We start from the raw sequence: 16,183 nt of genomic DNA on the forward strand, positions 1-16,183 counted from the left end.
GACGATGTTGGACGCGAAAACCATCGAGGCCATCGCGGACGAACTCGTGGAAGCGGGACGGAACCGCAAACCCGTCCCGCGCCTGACCGTCCGGTATCCGGAGATGACCGTGGAGGATTCGTACGCGGTGCAGCAGCTGTGGCGCCGCCGGAACGAGGAAGCCGGGCGGACGCTGGTGGGCCGCAAGATCGGGCTCACGTCCAAGGCGATGCAGGCCGCTACCGGAATCACTGAGCCAGACTACGGCGCGATCTTCGACGACATGGTGCTGGAAACCGGCTGCTCCGTGCAGTGGGACCGGTACACCCACCCACGGGTTGAGGTGGAGCTGGCGTTCGTGCTCAAGGAAGGCCTGAAGGGCCCGGGCGTGGGTCTCATGGATGTCCTGAACGCCACCGACTACGTGGTTCCGGCCCTCGAGATCCTGGATTCCCGGATCGAAATGGAGGGCCGGACCATCGTGGACACCATTGCCGACAACGCGGCGATGGGCGCCATGGTGGTGGGCGGCCGTCCGGTGCGGCCCGACGCCGTCGACCTTCGCTGGGTTTCGGCGATCCTCTACAAGAACCAAACCGTGGAGGAAACCGGTGTTGCCGCCGGTGTGCTGGACCATCCGGCCAACGGCGTGCACTGGCTTGCCAACAAGATTGCGGCCCACGGGGACTCCCTGAAAGCCGGCGATATCATCCTGGCAGGCTCCTTCACTCGTCCGATGTGGGTGTACAAAGGGGATACCGTGCACGCCGACTACGGACCGCTGGGAGTCATCACATGCCGATTCGAGTAGACCCGGAACGCACGTTCAAGCAGGCCCTGGCGGCAGCGGACCGGCCCCTCGCCGGGATGTGGGTGTGCTCCGGCAGCCCGCTGATCGCTGAGCTCTGCGCCGGGGCCGGCTTGGACTGGATTCTTATCGACGCCGAACACAGCCCCAACGGGCTTGAATCGATCCTCGCGCAGCTGCAGGCGGTGCACGGCTACCCAGTTGACGTGATGGTCCGGCCGCCGTTCAACGACACAGTGTTGATCAAGCAGTATCTGGACCTCGGCGCCCAGAACCTGTTGATTCCCATGGTGAATTCCCGCTTGGAAGCCCAGGCCGCAGTCGCCGCAGTGCGGTACCCGCCGCACGGCGTCCGCGGTGTCGGCTCATCCCTTGCCCGCGCCTCGCGCTGGAACCGGATCCCGGACTACCTCGCCCGCGCCTCCGATACGGTCAGCGTCACCGTGCAGATCGAGTCGACGGCGGCCGTTGAGGCCGTGGAGGAAATCCTCGCGGTCGACGGCGTCGACGCCGTCTTCGTGGGCCCGTCGGACCTCGCCGCGTCAATGGGCTACCTCGGCGAGCAGGAGCACCCCGAGGTGCGTGCCGCCGTCGAACGCTGCATTGCCGCCGCCCATTCGGCGGGCAAACCGGCGGGCGTCAACGCCTTCAACGAGGCCACTGCCCGTGCCTATATCGACGCCGGAGCATCGTTTGTGCTGGTCGGTGCCGACGTCGCCCTACTGGCCCGCGCGACGGAAAAACTGGCCGACACCTACATCAAAACCGACGCCGACCGCCCGGCCAGCAGCTACTAACCGAGTTGTGGCTGGCGGCCGTCACGACCCTTGTGACGGCGGAGCCATCAGCGGTTAGCCCACGGACTTATCGACACAAACAGGGCCAGGATTTGGTCGTCACTAGCCCGCATGGCTGGCTTCGTAATCCGATGGCGGTAGCAGGCCTTCGCGCTAATTAGCCGACTGGGTGGCCGTGGGAGCAGACCACCTCGCCGGGAGCGACCTCGTGACCCTGGATACAAGTTCTTTGTGGGGCAAGGGGCTGGTCGTGGTGGGACCAGAACAGGCTGCTCGCACCTCCCGTGACGCCAGCGTCCTCACGTTTTAGCCACTCACCAAAATGCTGATGACGGGGTTTGCCGGCGTCGCGTGACTCGTGCCGGTGAGCGAATGGGTTCTTGACCATGGTGTCCCGTGACCTTTTCTGGTGCCGTCGCTGCGTCGTGGCAAATGGCGCGGCACAAAGAGTTTAGATCTCTCTGCCAGCCCCTACAACGGCAGGGCTGAATGAACAGCTTGTGCTGCAGGACACAGTCCCCTACATTTAACGTGTGTTCTTTATTAGAATCTCAAATTCTATTATCGAACAAGAGGGCGATCCATCCATTCCGATCCATCCAGTCCTTCAAGCTTTCTGGCGCGGAGCCCGGCCGGGACCCCCGCCCTCAGAACAACCCCCGAACAACCCCCAGAACACCCCAGAACAACGGAGTTCGAAATGACCCAGGCAGCCAACACGGCGCAACAACCCATCTCCGGCGATGCCAAAGAAGCGCGCCGGGTCCTGGCTGGGACGCTCGTCGGCACCAGCATCGAGTGGTACGACTTCTTCATCTACGCCCAGGCGGCCGGCGTCGTACTTGCCCCTTTGTTCCTCGCCCCCGTCGCCAAGGACAACCCCGGCCTGGCGCAGGTTCTGTCCTTCGCGACGATCGGCATTTCGTTCCTTTTCCGCCCGCTCGGAGCAATCGTCGCGGGCCATTTGGGTGACCGGTTGGGGCGCAAGAAGGTTCTGGTGTTCACGCTCATCCTTATGGGCCTGTCCACGTCCCTGATCGGTGTCCTCCCGACCTACGACACGGTTGGCGTCGTGGCACCGGTCCTGCTCATCCTGCTCCGCGTCCTGCAGGGATTCTCTGCCGGCGGCGAATGGGGCGGCGCGGCTCTCATGGCGGTAGAGCACGCACCCCGGAACCGTCGAGGCTACTTCGGTGCCTATCCGCAGATCGGTGTGCCCGTGGGCATGATCCTCGCGACCTTCACCCTGTGGGTCCTCACGACCGTCATGGGCCCGGCATTCAGCCAGTGGGGTTGGCGGATCCCGTTCCTGTTTTCGATCGTCCTGATCCTGGTCGGCTACCTCATCCGCCGCGCAGTGGAGGAGAGCCCGGTCTTCCTGCAGCTCCTCGAACGGCGCAAGGAATCGTCCGCGCCGCTGGGCCAGCTGTTCCGCTACAACGTCAAGCAGGTGGTCCTGACCGCGGTCATCTTCATCGCGAACAATGCTGCCGGCTACCTGCTCATTGCCTACTTCTCCACGTACGCCGTCAAGGCGCTCAAGATGGATCAAGCGACCGTGCTCCTCGCGACCACGCTGGCGTCCTTCGGTTGGCTCGTCTTCACCTTGTGGGGCGGCGCGCTCTCAGACAGGATCGGGCGCGTACGTACCTTCCAGCTCGGTTACGCGTTCCTCGCTCTGTGGGCCGTGCCGATGTGGTTCCTCATCGATACGCGCAACATCCTTTGGTACTTCGTGGCGCTGTTCGTCATGACCCTCGGCCTCGGCCTGAGCTACGGACCGCAATCGGCACTGTACGCGGAGATGTTCCCCGCCAAGGTGCGGTACTCCGGCGTCTCCATTGGTTACGCCATGGGCGCGATCCTCGGCGGCGCGTTCGCGCCGACCATCGCGGAAATGCTCATGAACGAGTTCAAGGCCTCCTGGACCATCGGGATTTACATCGCGATCGCCGCAGTGGTCTCGCTCATTGGGGTCTCCCTGGTCAAGGAGACAAAAGGCATCGACCTGCACGTTGCCGAAGCGCACGCAGAGTACGTCCGCGAACACAGCGCCGACACCCACCACTAGCTCCCCACAACGAAGTAAGGAAAGCCCATGCATTTCCACCACCATGGTTACGTCTCCGGCAACCCGCGCGTCCAGCCGGCTGCCGGCGTCGGAATCAACCGTCCCGAGGAGCTTCCCGACGAGGTTGATGTCCTGATCGTAGGAACGGGCCCGGCCGGGATGATCACGGCCGCGCAGTTGTCCCAGTTCCCCGGCATCACCACCCGCATCGTGGAGCGTCGCCCCGGAAGGCTCGCCGTCGGCCAGGCAGACGGCATCCAGGCCCGCAGCGTCGAGACCTTCCAGGCCTTTGGCTTCGCAGACCGGATCATCGCCGAGGCATACCGCATCACGGAGATGGCCTTCTGGAAGCCGGACCCGGACGACCCGTCCCGGATCGTCCGGGCGGCCCGGGCGGTCGACGACGAAATGGGCATCAGTGAGTTCCCGCACCTCATCGTCAACCAGGCCCGCGTCCTGGACTATTTCGCCGAGTTCATGGCCAACTCGCCCGCCCGGATGAAGCCCGACTACGGCTACGAGTTCCGCGGACTCGAGGTCACGGACCAAGGGGAGTACCCGGTGATCGTGACCCTTGTCCACACCGCCGGTCCGGAGGAAGGCCAGGAGCGTGTTGTCCGCGCCAAGTACGTTGTGGGCGCGGACGGCGCTCGCAGCAAGGTGCGGCAGTCGATCGGCTGCACGCTGGCCGGCGATCAGGCCAACCACGCTTGGGGCGTTATGGATGTCCTGGCCGAGACGGACTTTCCGGACATCCGAACCAAGTGCGCCATCCAGTCCGGCACCGGCGGCAGCATCCTCCTGATCCCGCGCGAAGGAGGCCACCTGTTCCGGATGTATGTGGACCTCGGCGAGGTGGCTCCTGACAGCCAGGGCGCTATCCGCAGCACCACCATCGAGCAGGTCATCGCCAAGGCGAACGAGATCCTTCACCCTTACACACTCGATGTGCGCAACGTGGCGTGGAACAGTGTGTACGAGGTGGGCCACCGACTCACGGACCGGTTCGACGACGTCCTGCCGGACGAGCGGGGCCTGCGGACTCCCCGCGTGTTCATCACCGGCGACGCCTGTCATACGCACAGTGCCAAGGCAGGGCAGGGCATGAATGTTTCCATGCAGGACGGCTTCAACCTGGGATGGAAGCTGGGCCATGTACTCGAGGGCCGAAGCCCGGAAAGCCTCCTGTCGACTTACTCGGTGGAGCGCCAGGTCATTGCGAAGAACCTCATCGATTTCGACAAGGAATGGTCGTCGCTGATGGCCAAAAAGCCTGAGGAATTCGATGACCCCACAGAGTTGGAGGACTTTTACGTGCGGACGGCGGAGTTCCCTGCTGGGTTTATGACGCAATATGCGCCGTCTTTGATTATTGGAGACGCTTCGCAGCCGGGGCTGGCCACCGGGTTCAATGTTGGCAAGCGCTTCAAGTCCGCGCCCGTGGTGCGAGTTTGCGATACCAATCCGCTGCAGCTCGGGCATCAGGCGACGGCTGACGGCCGGTGGAGGATCTATGTCTTTGCTGACGCCCCTTCAGCCGGTGAGCCGTCCGGGGTTGCGGATTTTGCCGAGTGGCTTTCGAATGCCCCGGATTCACCGCTTGCGGCAACGCCGGAGGGCCTCGATCGCGACGCATGGTTCGACGTGAAAGTGATCTACCAGCAGGACCACCGGAACGTGGACATTGGAGCCGTGCCGCAGGCCTTCAAGCCGGAGGTTGGGCCGTTCAAGCTCACGTACCTGGAGAAGGTCTACGCCACGGACCCTGCCGCAGACATCTTCGAACTGCGCGGAATCGACCGCAGCGGCGCCGTCGTGGTGGTCCGTCCGGACCAGTATGTTGCCAATGTGCTGCCGTTAACCGCGACGGCGGAACTCGCCGCGTTTTTCGCGCCTCTCCTTTCCGCCGGGCGGACGGTCCGGATGGTTCCGGAAGAGGCCGTTCCCGCTGTTCGCAAGGCCGACCCGGACCTCGTCATCAGCCAGGCCTAGAAGGAACGCACGGAAGGGGACCCATGGGCACGTGTCCGCGGTCCCCTTCCCGAGACTCTCAGTCGGGACTAAATTGGATAAACCGGAGTGCTTATCCGGGCGACGGTTCAAGCAGGGGACCGTTCACAATTTCATCGGAAGACCACCGTGACCTCCCAACCAGATCTCAATCCACAACAACCTGCCGACACAGGACGTCAGCCAGCCGCAGTCCCGGGTCGCCCGGACTTCGACTTGCGGGGAGTTTATGTCCCGCAATCCGGGCTATTCCGTGATGATGACGGACGCGAGTTCTTTATCACCGCCGTGGAATTCTGGGAGCACATGACTGTAGTCAGCCTCTGCTGGAAGCGGAGGCCCGTGTCCGGGCAGGGGAGCCCGCCGCTGGTTGTCACCGATGAAAACGACCACGTACTCGGCGTCAGGCGGATCTGGTCCGTCGGAGCGCGGTCGATCCATCATTTCGAACCGGTCCCGAAGTCGTCGCGGGCACTGACAGTGTTGATCGCCAGGCTGACCGGCCCGCAGGAGCTATTTAGCTGCAGGACCCCACCGCCAAAAATGGAACCGCCGCTGTGATCCTGCAGGCATAGCTTCCATCAGGCCCGGGCAAGTTCCGCAGCACCACGTGCAAGTTCGGTGATCCGTCCCCAGTCCTTGGCCTCGATGGCGGCTTTGGGTGTGAGCCAGCTTCCGCCGACGCACGCAACATTCGGCAGCGCCAGATAGTCCGGTGCGGTTGCGAGGCTGACTCCACCCGTAGGGCAGAACTTCACGTAAGGAATAGGTGCCGCGATAGCCGCGAGGTACTCCGGGCCACCGGCAGGCCCAGCTGGGAAGAACTTCATTGCGGTCAGTCCACGTTCAAGCACGCCCATCACCTCGCCCACAGTGGCAACGCCCGGCAGCACTGGGACGCCAGTCGACAGCATGTAGTCCAGCAAGTTGGGAGTGACGCCCGGACTCACGAGGAACCGCGCGCCCGCTTCAACGGCGGCTTCAGCCTGACGGGGAGCGAGCACCGTTCCTGCACCCACCAGCATGTCCGGCAGTGCGGCAGCGATCCGCGCCAGTGATTCGAGCGCACTGGCGGTTCGCAACGTCAGCTCGATGACAGGCACGCCACCCTCGGCGAGGGCACTCGCAACAGGGACCGCGTCCGCGGGATCGTCGATGGTGACCACCGGAATGACCGGTGAGACCTGCATTATGGAGCTGGCGTCAGCCATGGAGGATCTCTTTTCTCAGGCCATCGGGCCCGTTCTCGATGATGCCGTACCAATGCTTGAGGAGGGTAATGAAACGTTCGTCTTCCGCGAGCGACTTGTCGAACACATTACGGACGCCCAGGAGCGTAGGCACCACCATATCGGCTGTACGGTTACCCGGTGCTGGCAAAGCTGCATGCAGGGCCTCCGTCAGTGGATCGTCCAGGCGATCGGCCGCCGTCGTGGCGACGTGCCGCATCCACGCGGCGACGGCGAGGGCCGCCCAGCGTGGTTCGCGTCCGGCGTCGAGGTTGTCCCGCACTGTGGTGAGCAGCCGAAGCCCGATCTTCTGTGAGCCATCACTGCCCACTTTGGCGGTGGTGTGCCCGAGGGCCGAGTTGCCAAAGCGCTCCAGGATTTGTGCGCAGTAGGCCTTGCCGTTCAGTCCATCCGGAAGGTCCATGACCGGGAGGACGTCGTCCAGCATGAGCCCTGCGCACGCCGCACGAAACGCGTCGTCGGATACTGCCTCAGCGATGGTTTCCTTGCCGGACGCAAGGCCGAGGTAGGCCAGCAACGAATGGCTTGCATTGAGCAGCCGGAGCTTGGCGGCCTCCCACGGCGCTACATCCGCCGTGAACACGGCGCCCGCGTCCTCCCACCGCGGGCGACGCTCGGCGAAATTGTCCTCGATGACCCACTGCATAAACGGCTCCGCGACGACTGCCGCTTCGTCGCGCAACCCGAGTTCCTGCTCTACTTCCTGAAGATCATCAGCAGTGGTAGCCGGGACCATCCGGTCCACCATGGTGCTCGGAAAGGCCGTGTTTGCCTCGATCCACGCGGTCAGCGGACCTGACTCCTCGGCTGGCAGGGCGGCGGCAAAGTCAAGGACAAGCCGCTTTGTCAGCTCACCGTTGGCAGGGAGGTTGTCGCAGGAGACCACGGTGATGGGGCCAGCATCCCTGGCTGCCCGGCGCTGCAGTCCGCGCGTCAACTGCCCGACGGCGGTAAGCGGGGCCGAGCCGTTGAGGTCCGCCATCACGAGTTCGTCGCTGAGGTCCAGCCCGCCTGTTTGCGGGTCGAAACGGTAGCCCTTTTCCGTGATGGTGAGCGTGATGATTGCGGTATCCGGGTGGCTGATTCGCTGGACAACTGCTTCGGGATTGTCACGTCCGGAAATGGCTTCAGTGATGCTGGACACGACTCTTACCGGTGCCGATCCCTGACCACGTTCGGAGACTGTAAACAAGCCATTCTGCGGCGCCAAGTGCCGGGCGACAGTAGCCGAACGCTGCGTCACACCGACAATTCCCCAAGTGATGTCGCGAGAGGCGAGCATGGCGTCCTCAGTGAAGACTGCTGTGTGGGCACGGGCGAACGCGCCGAGGCCCAGGTGGACGATGCCATTGCGTAGATTCTGCCGCGCGATGGCGGGTGAGGCACCTGCCTCGGCGAGCGAGACGAGGCTCAGGCGTGCGATGGCAGGCCTCCATTCCGTTCAGCCGCCACCCCTGCATGGGCGCGTGTTTGCTCAAGCGTCGGGATGAAGCCCGTTCCGCCTTTGCCTCCCACCACGAGTGACGCAGCCGCGGCACCCAGCCGAGCAGCATCCGCCAGCCTGTCGCCGAGCACCAGCCGTGCCGCCGTAGTCCCGATGAACGAGTCTCCGGCGCCGGTCTGGTCCACAACAGCTGGCGCCGGGACCGAGTGGATCCAGCCGCCGTCGTCGTCACTTTCCAGCTGAATCCCGTCCGCACCGCACGTGACGGCTACCCACGCAGCCCCCAAGGCACGAAGCTTCGCCGCTGCGTCCGTGGGGGAGTTTGCCCCGATGAGGGCGCGCGTCTCACCCGGGTAGGACGGTGTCACGAGGGTTGCGTAGGGCGCAAGTTCGGCGAGTACGGCCGCCGCGTCGGCCTGGCTTGTCAGACGCGGCCGGTAATTCGGGTCATAGATAAACCGCCTGGCCATACGTGCGGCTTTCACGACGGCGGCACGCGTCTCCGGCGAAATGGCACAGGCGATGCCGCTGGCAACCACAGCTCCGGCTGTTGAGATCACCGCCTCCTGGACGTCCTCGGGACTTAGCGTGGAGCCCACGCTGCCGCGTCGGGCGTAGGAGAACTCGCGCTCGCCATGAGGGTCGGAGTGCACCAAATACACACCCTGCTGACCCCTTCTGAAACGCAGGAGTTCCGTGGAGATCCCGAGCTCCGCCACTCGGGCCGCAATCGCTTGGCCGAGCTCGTCATCCGTGAGGACTGCCAGCAACCCAACGCGAGCACCCGCCGCGGCCGCTGATGCCGCCACGTTCAACGCGTCACCGGAGATTCCCAGCTGAGCCGGTACGCCGTGGCCGAAGGCAGCATCTGTGGCAACCTCCACTAGAACTTCACCCATCACGACGACATCGAAGGGCTCTGGATGGCCCACAGGGCTTGGTGTATGCATCAAGCGCCCCTCACCAGTCATGTACGGAGCCGTCGAGGCGGCGGTTGACGGGGAGGTACTTAGGATCGAAGGGGTACTTGGCTGCGGCTTCTTCATCAAACTCCACGCCCAGTCCGGGCTTGTCACCTGGGTGCATGTAGCCGTCGTTGAATGTGTAGGAGGTCTGGAAAACCTCACCGGCGGGATCGCGATGGCCCATGTATTCCTGGACGCCGAAGTTGGGGATGCCCATGTCAACGTGAAGCGCGGCTGCGAACGATACGGGGGAGAGGTCTCCGGCTCCGTGCGACCCGGAACGGACTCCATAGAGCTCGGCAAGGGAGAAGATTCGGCGCAGGTGGGTGATGCCGCCGGCGTGCGAAACCGAGGTGCGGATGTAATCGATGAGGCGTTCGGTGATGAGCTGCTGGCAGTCCCAGATGGAGTTGAATACCTCACCCACTGCGATCGGCGTGGTGGTGTGCTGGCGGATCAGCCGGAACGCGGACTGGTCCTCGGCCGGCGTCGGATCCTCGATCCAGAACGGGCGGTACTGCTCCAGCGAGGCGCCCAGCCGGCCGGCCTCGATGGGCGTCAGGCGGTGATGGACGTCGTGGAGTACGTGCACCCCGTAGCCAAATTGCTCACGGACGTGCGCCATCATCTTGGGCGCGAAGTCCAGGTAGGCCGTGGTTTCCCAGACGTCTTCCTGAGGAACGTTGCTGCTGGCCGGCTCGTAAAGCTTGCCGTCCACGGGCGCGATGCCGTAGGTCTTGTCCAGACCCGGGACGGCGGCCTGTGCCCGAATGGCCTTGTAACCAAGGTCCAAGTGGTGCTGGAAATCCGCGCTGAGGTCATCCAAGGTGGAGCCGCTCGCGTGCCCGTAAACCATAACGCCCTCACGGGCTGCGCCGCCGAGCAGCTCGTACACCGGCATGCCGGCGGCCTTGCCCTTGATGTCCCAGAGTGCGACGTCGATTGCGGCGATCGCCGTCATGGTCACGGGGCCGCGGCGCCAGTAAGCGCCCTTATAGAAGTACTGCCAGGTGTCCTCGATACGACGGGCGTCGCGGCCAACGAGGAGCGGACAGACATGCTCCGTGAGGTAGGCCGCGACGGCGAGCTCACGGCCGTTCAGCGTGGCGTCGCCGATGCCGGTCAGCCCGTCCTCGGTTTCAATGACGAGTGTGACGTAGTTCCGTCCCGGCGAGGAGACGACAACCCGTGCGTCGGTGATCTTCACAGCAATGGTCCTTCAGGGGTGGTTCGGAATGTGACGGAGAAATCTGGGTGATGCGGCCCGGTTGCCCAGGCCGCATCACGGGGAAGGTGTCAGCCCATGTGCAGCATGACTTTGCTGCTGCCGGAGCGGGGATCTGATGCGACACGCATGGCCTCTTCGGCTTGATCGATTCCGAAGCTGTGGGTCATAACTGGGGAAATATCCAGCCCCTCGGACATGGCCGTGAGTGCATCGGTGATCTCATCGACGAAACGGTAAGAACCGATCCATGTGATCTCACGCGTTACCAGATCACCCAGCGCAGCCTGCGCAGCAGCTCCGGGGAGATTGCCAACTTGGACGATGGTGCCACCGCGCGCTGTGGCGCGCAGGACTGAGCCGAGCACCGCTGGAACGCCGGATGCTTCGAAAACCAACTCCACGTCGTCGGGCAGTGAACCGTCGTTTGCAACGTTGCGGACCTCGTCAGCGCCCATGGCCGCTGCCACCCGAAGCGAAGCATCGCTGATATCCGCTGCGACAACGGTACGGGCGCCGGCATGTTTGGCTGCCGCGATCACCAGCGATCCGATGGGGCCAGCGCCGTTCACCAGTACATCCCTTCCGGATAGCCCGTCCTTACCGAGGACGGCGGAGGCCCGGTTCACGGCGTGCATGGCCACGGCTAGCGGCTCGGCAAGGGCGCCGTGCCGGGTATCCACGCCGTCCGGCAGGGTACGGATCTGCTCAGCCCGGACCAGCTTCCGCTCCACGAATCCGCCGTCGGTGTGCGGGTCGAATGCCGCTGAACCGTAATAGCGGACCTGTGGGTAGAGGTTGGTTCGGCCCTTGAGACGCTGCGGCATTACGCCGTCGCCCACTAACGTGGCCGGGTGAACCGTGACGGCCTGTCCCAGCTCGACGCCGGTGACGCCGTCGCCCAAGCGGGCGACCCGCCCGGCAAACTCGTGGCCCAAGACTAGCGGACTCTTTAGCGCTGCGGTTCCGGAAGCTCCGTGCTTCCAGTAGGACAGGTCCGAGCCACAGATGCCGCCCCACTCGACAGCGAGCAGCACCTCCCCGGGGCCAGGAACCGGCTCCGGGCGGTCGTCGACCCGGAGGTCGTTGGGACCATGAACTACAACGGCTTTCATGCCGCGTCCTCGAGACGGACCAGATCGCGTCCGCGGACTTCAGGTCCGACGGCGGCGGACACCAGCGTGATGAGCGAGTAGCCGATGAGCATCGCTGCGAGCGGCCACCAGTGGCCAGTGACGGCGGTGAGTGTTGCGGCGAGCAGCGGGCCAATGGCCGTTGCGAGAATGCCGCCAATTTCCTTGGCCAGGGCCAGCTGAGTGAAGCGCGTGCGGGCTCCAAAGAATTCGGCCATGGTGACGCTCTCCATCGAGAACAGGCTCAAAACGCCGAGGTTCAGTCCGATGACCATGGCCACCGTGATGAGGGTGGTGTTGCCGCTGGTGATCATGAGCATCATGGGAATCGCGAAGATTGTGGTGAGGATGCTGAGTGTCATGTACAGCGGCTTGCGGCCAAACCTGTCGCCGAGGATACCGATCGCAGGGACGGTCACGAAGCCCACCAACGAACCCCACATGATGGAGGACGTGCCCACGGTCTTGTCGACGAGGAGGACGGAGGCAAGGTAGCCGACCAGGAAGGTTTGGACGAGGCCCGAGTTGCCCGCCTGGCCGAAACGCAGACCCAAGGCGATCAGGAAGGACTTGCCTTTACGCTGGTGAAGCGCCTTTTCCAGCGTTCCAGTGCTCTTTTCCGCTTCTACGGCGGCAGCCTGGTGGGACTTGATGTCCTTGCGGCTGAGGGCAACACCATCAACCACATCCTCACGCTGTTCGAAGACCGGGCTTTCCTTGAGGGACCTACGGATCCAGACGGCGAAAATCATCAGCAGGAAGCTTGCCAGGAACGGGATACGCCAACCCCAGCTGAGGAGCTGCTCCTCGGATAGCGCGGCGATCAGGATGGCCCAGAGTGCGGACGCGCCCAGGGTGCCGGAGTTGGTGCCCAGGCTGACGAGGGAAGAAATCAGGCCACGACGACGGACTGGGGCGTATTCCGCCAGCATCACCGTGGCACCTGCGATTTCGGCGCCTGCGCCAAAACCCTGGATGAGCCGCAGGGCCACCAGGAGGATCGGTGCCCAGATGCCAATCATGGCGTACGTGGGCAGGAAGCCAATGAGGGTAGTGGATGCACCCATCAGGGCGATAGTGATGAAGAGAACCTTCTTACGCCCGATCTTGTCGCCCATGCGGCCGAAGTAGATGGCGCCCACAAGGCGGGCCACGTACCCGACGCCATATGTGGCCATGGCGGCTATGAGGCCGATAACCGGGCTGACGTCCGGGAAGAAGATCTTGTTGAAGACGATGGCGGCTGCCAGCGAATAGAGCTGGAAGTCCATGAACTCCATGGCGGTTCCAAGCCAGCCGGATACGGCTGCTTTAGCCAGGTCCCTGGTTGTCCTGGACTCTTTCTTGGTGGTGGCCGCCGCGATGCTCTCGGTCATCAGTGCTCCTTTGCATGCGATGAAGATGGGAGAAGAGGAAGGGGAGAAACTTCACTACCATACAAGCACTACCATTCTAGTTTGTCAACGGAATAAACTAGGGTCATGGCAAGGGGAACAAACGCTAACGGTCAGGCATCCAAAGCGTCTCAGTCGTCCGGCAGGACAGGCGCAGTGGACAGGGTAGAGGCGCCGGCAAAGGTGCAGGTGTCCGCCAAGTTGCAGACACCCCGGTTGTCCGTCCGCGATCAGACGCTGGACACACTGCGTCGCCGGATCATCTCCCTTCAGCTCCCGCCAGGTGAAGCGCTGTCAGAGAACGAGTTGGCCCAGGAACTCGGCGTCAGCCGGACGCCGGTGCGGGAAAGCCTGATCCTCCTGCGCGAGGAGGGGCTGGTTCAGGTGTTCCCCCAGATAGGGTCTTTTGTATCTCTTGTTGACCTCAGTCGAGTGTCCGAGGCGCAGTTTGTGCGCGAGGCCATCGAGTGTGCCTCCCTGGCGGACATTTCAGTGGACGCGCAAGGCATAGCGGGTCTGCGGAAGATCTTGGCCGCTCAGTCTGAGGCCGACGCCCACGGCGACATGGACGAATTCTTTCGGCTGGACGAGGACTTCCACCGGGAACTCCTGCGCTTGGCGGGTCATGAATCGGCTTGGGCCGCGGTCAACTCGGCCAAGGCGCACTTGGACCGGGCGCGCCGCATGAGCCTCATTGACGCCCGGCCGGTGTCTACGCTCATAGAGCAGCACACCGCTGTCGTCGATGCACTCGAGGCCAATAACCTGACTGACGCCGACAAATCCTTGCGCAGCCACCTCCGTGCCGTCTTCGAGGACGTCAAGCGTATTCAGGCGGCGACGCCGGAACTTTTCTCTGATGGCACGGCCAAACCCACTCGTCGGAGCATTGCCCGCTTGGGTTAGGCGTATACGCTGCTAGCGGTCGGAAGCCTTAGCTGCTTTCGCGGCCGCCTTTGCTGCCTGCTTGCTGGCCCGCACTTTGCTGAGCGATTCCGGATCCACGATGTCGGCAACCGAGAGGAAGGCGCCTTCCTGGCCGTATGGCTCAGCGGCCTCACGCCATCCATCTGCCTGCAGCCCGCGCTGTTTGCCCAGCAATGCGAGGAAAATCTTGGCCTTCTGCTCCCCAAATCCAGGCAAGGCCTTCAACCTGTTGAGCACCTCGGCACCATCGGGATCGCCCTGCGTCCAAATAGCCGTGGCGTCGCCGTCCCATTCGCGGTGCACCGTCTCCGCAAGGGCCTGAACGCGGCCAGCCATCGACCCAGGGAAGCGGTGCACGGACGGACTCTGCTTGAAGACTTCAACGAACTCTGCCGGATCGTAGCTTGCGATCGTGGCAGGATCCACGGACCCGATGCGAGCCCGGATCTTCTCCGGACCAGCAAAGGCAGACTCCATAGTCACCTGCTGGTCAAGCAGCATGCCAGTCAAGAGCGCAAAGGCGTCATCGCTCAGCAGCTTGTCGGCAGCGGGATCTCCAGTGATGTGCAGTTCCATGCGCCCCATCCTCCCACCTGCGCCGGTGCTCGTCATGCCTCGCCGCCCCACAGCGCCTTGCGCAGCAGGCGCTTCAGTTCTGTGGCCTCGTTGCCTGACAACACCGCCAGCTGCTGTTGTTCACTGGCCTCCGCCGCGGCCCGTGCCTTTTTGTGAATCTTGTGGCCTTCAGCCGTTGCCACGATGATTTTGGCCCTGCGGTCGTGCTTACCAGTTGCCCTCTTTACCAACCTTCGCTTTTCGAGTTCATCCACCAGGCTAACCACCTGGCTCGGATCCAGGCTCAGGAAATCCGCCAGCTCGCGCTGCGTGGGTTCCAACTCGCTGCAAGCAAGCGTCAGCACGGAGAAGGACCGTTCCCTGAGTCCGAAGTCAGCGAGGGCCCGGTTGTTCAAGGCCGAGCCGGCGGCATGCAGCTTGGCAAGCAGCAGGCCCACGTCCATGCCGATCTCTGCCCCCGCGAGTCGAGGCATCTGCGCGCCCTCTGTTTCCTGCTGTGTCATAGCCACCCAACTACTGGTAAAAAACAATCATTGACATTTTCAACGATCGGTATTCTCATTGATTGTGACAAGGATCTCACGAGGACGTGGGGTCGGCCCAAAGCAAAGGAGCAAGCAATGAGCTTGGACGGAAAAGTTGCCATCGTCACCGGCAGCGGGCAGGGCCTGGGCCTGGCCTACGCTCGGGAACTCGCTAGGCAGGGTGCCGCCGTCATTATTAATGACGTCAACGCAGAGAACGCCGCTGCGGCTGTCGGGCAGATTGAGGCCGACGGCGGGCGCGCCACCGCCGTCGTCGTGCCAGTGGGAGGTACTGACGCCGCGAAGGCACTGGTTGCGGCCGCCCTGGACGCGTTCGGCCGGCTGGACATCCTGGTCACCAACGCGGGGGTCCTGCGCGACAAGACCCTGCTGAAGATGACGGACGAGGACTTCGACGTCGTGATCAACGTTCACCTGAAGGGCACCTTCACGTGTGTCCGGGAGGCCTTTGCCTACTTCAAGGAAAACAAGGTTGCAGGCCGCATCATCACTATCGGCTCGCCGACGGGTCAGCGCGGCAACTTCGGACAGGGCAATTACGCCGCAGCCAAGGCAGGCGTTGTGGGCATGGTCCGTTCGTGGGCGCTCGAAATGAAGAGAGCCGGAGTCACGGTCAATGCGGTGATTCCGGTTGCCGCCACGGCCATGACCAGGACCGTGCCGTACTTCCAGAAGGCAGTCGAGGCCGAGGAACGCGGAGAGGACATGCCCGCGTTCTTCCGTCACGACCTCGGTTTTGGAACGGCCGACGATGTCGCGGGCCTGGTGGCCTTCCTCGCCTCCGACGCGGCTTCCGGCATCACCGGCCAGGCGATCGGCATCGGAGGAGACCGGCTGCAGGTCTGGACGCATCCGACCCCGGCCAGCACCGAATACCGCGACGGCGGCTGGAGTTACCAGGCGCTGCAGGAAAAGGCCGGCATCCTGTTCAACGGGCAAACGCTGGAGGGCGTGGGCGAAGAATTCCCGCCGTTGCCGGCCGAATTGCAGCCGTCCGAAACGGCTGGAGCACGCTGAGGTGTCCCGCTACGAACTGGGTATCGACGCCGCAAAGCTCGA

Annotated in this window: 14 protein-coding genes; 6 read left to right on the plus strand and 8 right to left on the minus strand. The window is 63.6% G+C overall.

Translation table 11 applies throughout. The features are described from left to right. The first annotated feature begins 4 nt into the window (after positions 1-4). The 4 genes from hpaH (at position 5) to LD110_RS11140 (ending at position 5,647) form a co-directional block, all read left to right on the plus strand. Complete coding sequence (hpaH, locus tag LD110_RS11125) at positions 5-790, plus strand: 2-oxo-hept-4-ene-1,7-dioate hydratase (RefSeq protein ID WP_225498862.1); 786 nt, start codon at positions 5-7, stop codon at positions 788-790. Further along, complete coding sequence (locus LD110_RS11130; protein WP_225498863.1) at positions 775-1,584, plus strand: HpcH/HpaI aldolase/citrate lyase family protein; 810 nt, start codon at positions 775-777, stop codon at positions 1,582-1,584. The genes hpaH and LD110_RS11130 overlap by 16 nt, the downstream gene beginning before the upstream one ends. A 700-nt stretch (positions 1,585-2,284) precedes the next feature. After that, positions 2,285-3,655, plus strand: coding sequence for an MFS transporter (locus LD110_RS11135; RefSeq protein WP_225498864.1), 1,371 nt, complete (start codon positions 2,285-2,287; stop codon positions 3,653-3,655). Positions 3,656-3,682: 27 nt separating this feature from the next. Then, positions 3,683-5,647 carry an FAD-binding monooxygenase gene (locus LD110_RS11140; RefSeq protein WP_225498865.1) on the plus strand — a complete coding sequence of 655 codons (1,965 nt, stop codon included), beginning with the start codon at positions 3,683-3,685 and terminating at the stop codon, positions 5,645-5,647. A 599-nt stretch (positions 5,648-6,246) separates the two neighbouring features. Here LD110_RS11140 and eda read toward each other — a convergent pair. From eda to LD110_RS11170, 6 genes are all read right to left on the minus strand, one after another. After that, complete coding sequence (gene eda / locus LD110_RS11145) at positions 6,247-6,876, minus strand: bifunctional 4-hydroxy-2-oxoglutarate aldolase/2-dehydro-3-deoxy-phosphogluconate aldolase (RefSeq protein WP_225498866.1); 630 nt, start codon at positions 6,874-6,876, stop codon at positions 6,247-6,249. Then, complete coding sequence (locus LD110_RS11150) at positions 6,869-8,338, minus strand: mannitol dehydrogenase family protein (protein WP_225499001.1); 1,470 nt, start codon at positions 8,336-8,338, stop codon at positions 6,869-6,871. Before LD110_RS11150 ends, eda begins: the two co-directional genes overlap by 8 nt. After that, positions 8,326-9,309, minus strand: a complete 984-nt coding sequence (locus LD110_RS11155) for a PfkB family carbohydrate kinase (protein ID WP_225498867.1) — start codon at positions 9,307-9,309, stop codon at positions 8,326-8,328. Before LD110_RS11155 ends, LD110_RS11150 begins: the two co-directional genes overlap by 13 nt. A gap of 10 nt (positions 9,310-9,319) precedes the next feature. After that, complete coding sequence (manD, locus tag LD110_RS11160; RefSeq protein ID WP_225498868.1) at positions 9,320-10,531, minus strand: D-mannonate dehydratase ManD; 1,212 nt, start codon at positions 10,529-10,531, stop codon at positions 9,320-9,322. An 89-nt stretch (positions 10,532-10,620) separates the two neighbouring features. Then, positions 10,621-11,664, minus strand: coding sequence for an L-idonate 5-dehydrogenase (locus tag LD110_RS11165; protein ID WP_225498869.1), 1,044 nt, complete (start codon positions 11,662-11,664; stop codon positions 10,621-10,623). After that, positions 11,661-13,058: an MFS transporter gene (locus LD110_RS11170; protein WP_225498870.1), complete on the minus strand. Its 1,398-nt coding sequence runs from the start codon at positions 13,056-13,058 to the stop codon at positions 11,661-11,663. The genes LD110_RS11165 and LD110_RS11170 overlap by 4 nt, the downstream gene beginning before the upstream one ends. A 105-nt stretch (positions 13,059-13,163) precedes the next feature. Between LD110_RS11170 and LD110_RS11175 the strand changes: the two genes are divergently transcribed. Further along, the gene (locus LD110_RS11175; RefSeq protein ID WP_225498871.1) at positions 13,164-13,982 is read left to right on the plus strand and encodes a GntR family transcriptional regulator; all 819 of its coding nucleotides are present in this window, start codon (positions 13,164-13,166) and stop codon (positions 13,980-13,982) included. Between the two features lie 12 nt (positions 13,983-13,994). On the opposite strand, the gene LD110_RS11180 is transcribed toward LD110_RS11175, so the two are convergent. Together LD110_RS11180 and LD110_RS11185 are read right to left on the minus strand one after the other, a co-directional pair. Then, positions 13,995-14,588, minus strand: a complete 594-nt coding sequence (locus LD110_RS11180) for an HhH-GPD-type base excision DNA repair protein (RefSeq protein WP_225498872.1) — start codon at positions 14,586-14,588, stop codon at positions 13,995-13,997. A 23-nt stretch (positions 14,589-14,611) separates the two neighbouring features. Then, complete coding sequence (locus tag LD110_RS11185; RefSeq protein ID WP_225498873.1) at positions 14,612-15,082, minus strand: MarR family winged helix-turn-helix transcriptional regulator; 471 nt, start codon at positions 15,080-15,082, stop codon at positions 14,612-14,614. A 117-nt stretch (positions 15,083-15,199) separates the two neighbouring features. Between LD110_RS11185 and LD110_RS11190 the strand changes: the two genes are divergently transcribed. Further along, entirely contained in the window at positions 15,200-16,141 is a 942-nt protein-coding gene (locus tag LD110_RS11190) for an SDR family NAD(P)-dependent oxidoreductase (RefSeq protein ID WP_225498874.1), read from the plus strand. Positions 16,142-16,183 lie beyond the last annotated feature (42 nt).

It is taken from the genome of Arthrobacter sp. M4, from assembly GCF_020251205.1.
Taxonomy (GTDB): Bacteria; Actinomycetota; Actinomycetes; order Actinomycetales; family Micrococcaceae; genus Arthrobacter.

What these genes read in the sequence shown, in the direction of transcription:
- hpaH (WP_225498862.1), top strand. Translation starts at nt 5, where the DNA reads ATGTTGGACGCGAAAACCATCGAGGCCATCGCGGACGAACTCGTGGAA.
- LD110_RS11130 (WP_225498863.1), top strand. Translation starts at nt 775, where the DNA reads ATGCCGATTCGAGTAGACCCGGAACGCACGTTCAAGCAGGCCCTGGCG.
- LD110_RS11135 (WP_225498864.1), top strand. Translation starts at nt 2,285, where the DNA reads ATGACCCAGGCAGCCAACACGGCGCAACAACCCATCTCCGGCGATGCC.
- LD110_RS11140 (WP_225498865.1), top strand. Translation starts at nt 3,683, where the DNA reads ATGCATTTCCACCACCATGGTTACGTCTCCGGCAACCCGCGCGTCCAG.
- eda (WP_225498866.1), bottom strand. Translation starts at nt 6,876, where the DNA reads ATGGCTGACGCCAGCTCCATAATGCAGGTCTCACCGGTCATTCCGGTG.
- LD110_RS11155 (WP_225498867.1), bottom strand. Translation starts at nt 9,309, where the DNA reads ATGCATACACCAAGCCCTGTGGGCCATCCAGAGCCCTTCGATGTCGTC.
- LD110_RS11165 (WP_225498869.1), bottom strand. Translation starts at nt 11,664, where the DNA reads ATGAAAGCCGTTGTAGTTCATGGTCCCAACGACCTCCGGGTCGACGAC.
- LD110_RS11170 (WP_225498870.1), bottom strand. Translation starts at nt 13,058, where the DNA reads ATGACCGAGAGCATCGCGGCGGCCACCACCAAGAAAGAGTCCAGGACA.
- LD110_RS11175 (WP_225498871.1), top strand. Translation starts at nt 13,164, where the DNA reads ATGGCAAGGGGAACAAACGCTAACGGTCAGGCATCCAAAGCGTCTCAG.
- LD110_RS11180 (WP_225498872.1), bottom strand. Translation starts at nt 14,588, where the DNA reads ATGGGGCGCATGGAACTGCACATCACTGGAGATCCCGCTGCCGACAAG.
- LD110_RS11185 (WP_225498873.1), bottom strand. Translation starts at nt 15,082, where the DNA reads ATGACACAGCAGGAAACAGAGGGCGCGCAGATGCCTCGACTCGCGGGG.
- LD110_RS11190 (WP_225498874.1), top strand. Translation starts at nt 15,200, where the DNA reads ATGAGCTTGGACGGAAAAGTTGCCATCGTCACCGGCAGCGGGCAGGGC.